Origin of the sequence: Brevundimonas sp., assembly GCF_036659295.1 — a bacterium.
Taxonomy (GTDB): domain Bacteria; phylum Pseudomonadota; class Alphaproteobacteria; order Caulobacterales; family Caulobacteraceae; genus Brevundimonas.
In genome coordinates this window covers 1-1,081 of sequence record NZ_JAVXCU010000025.1, presented here as the reverse complement: position 1 = coordinate 1,081, position 1,081 = coordinate 1, and the positions used below count along the sequence as shown (strand labels likewise).

At 59.3% G+C, this 1,081-nt stretch carries 1 protein-coding gene; it reads right to left on the bottom strand.

Features of this window, described 5'->3' with window-relative positions; all coding sequences use genetic code 11:
- A partial coding sequence (locus RSB01_RS06555) for a serine hydrolase domain-containing protein (protein ID WP_332625205.1) occupies positions 1 to 1,045 on the bottom strand: 1,045 nt, incomplete at its 3' end.
- Positions 1,046 to 1,081: the final 36 nt, after the last annotated feature.

Below are 1,081 nucleotides of genomic sequence, written 5' to 3'. Positions count from 1 at the left end.
CCGAGCGCATCAGTTGCGCGGTTTCCGGCTTCATAATGCGGCGACGCCCTGCCGAGCCGTCATTCAGCAGCATGCCAATGAAGTCGAGATAGTCCGAAGCCTTGGACAGCAGGCCCGATCCTGCCAGATGCAGGGTAACAGGGCGGCTGAGTACCTCGGCCGAAGCCTCGGCAACAGGGCGGCGCGGGCCGGTGCCGTTGGCACCGTAATTGTATATGGCGGCCAGACGGTCGGCATCACCATCGCGCAGGCTCCAGATCGTGTCTTGCATCGACAACGGATCAAGGATGCGCCTTTGCACAAAATCGGCATAGGACATGCCGGATGTACGCTCGATGACGATCGCCAGAACATCGACCGATACGCCGTACTCGTAGCGTGTGCCCGGTTCGAACATCAGCGGAATCTTGGCCAGACGCTCGACCAGTTCGTCATACGTCGCTGGCGGCGGGGTTGAGCCTCTGGTCGCACTGGTGGCCATAGCAATGCCTTCGCGACCATAGGCGCGTTGCACGACATTATTGCCGGCATGGGCATAGGTAAAGCCCGATGTGTGGGTCAGCAGATGACGGATGGTCATCGTTTTCTGCGCCTTGCGGGCGTTCAGGTTGCGGGCCGGATTGGTAGCAACCTTCAGGTCGGCAAATTCGGGAATGATGTCGGCGACGGGCGTATCCAGCCCGAACTTGCCTTCCTCGATCAAAAGAGCGGTCGCAGCGCCGGTAATCAGCTTGGTCATCGAATAGATTCGGAACAGCGTGTCGCGATCTACGCGCGTGAAAGAGCCGAAATCGAGCGTTCCGGCCTGCACAAATGCCTTGCTGCCATCAGGAAATTGCACGCCCGCGCATAGTCCGGGCAACCGTCCCTGAGCGACAAAGCGGTTCAGAACATCCTGCGTCATCGGCAGGCGATCTATGCCCCGAACCTCGATGCCATCAGGATTAAGCGATGCGTTACAGGCGCTTAAGGCGGGAACCAAACCAAGAGCTCCCGCTCCCAAAAGCAGGCGGCGACGGTCGAACAGGGCGCTTTGGCGTATCATTGAAACTTTCCGTTGCGTTACCTTCCTCTGGCGAAG